Genomic DNA, 537 nt, shown 5'->3' on the forward strand with positions numbered 1-537 from the left:
GGGCGGGTCGGCGGGCGGGGCGGAAAACAAAAAGACCCCTCGCGGATGCGAGAGGTCTGCGTGCGGGCAGTGGGACCGAGGGCGAATCGCTCGGTCAGTCCGGGGCCCGCACGCCGGCGCCAATAATCAGCTGGTGCGGCATGGCGGGGGGTCTGCCACAAGAATCCCCCCCCCCCGCCGACCCGCCCCCCGACCTCGACCGCCGACCTCGACAAGGCCCCGACCGCCGATCGTGGCCGGTGCGCACCCGAGTCGCCCTCGGCCCGTTCCGCCTCCCAGGACAGGAGCCCGCCCCATGACCGTCAGCGACACCCTCCCCGCCCTCGACATCGCCGCACGCCGGTCCGCTTCCCGCGCCGTGCCGCCCGCCCCGCAGGACGCGGAGGAGGACTCGTACGCGCTGACCGTCACGCTCCGGGACGGCGGGCACGCCCTCTCCCGCATCGTGACCGTGCTGAACAGCCTGTGTGTCACCGAGCTGACCTTCCGGGCGTCCGACGAGGCCCCCGCGCGCTGCGAGATCGTCGTTCCGGCCGC

The 537-nt window shown here is 74.3% G+C and carries 1 protein-coding gene; it reads left to right on the forward strand.

What is annotated here, in order from left to right; translation table 11 throughout:
- Positions 1-295: 295 nt before the first annotated feature.
- Positions 296-537, forward strand: a 242-nt coding sequence (locus ADK55_RS18990) for a hypothetical protein (protein ID WP_159041465.1), incomplete at its 3' end; no start/stop codon positions are given.

The sequence above is a fragment of the Streptomyces sp. WM4235 genome (genome assembly GCF_001279725.1).
In the GTDB taxonomy this organism is placed as follows: Bacteria; Actinomycetota; Actinomycetes; order Streptomycetales; family Streptomycetaceae; genus Streptomyces.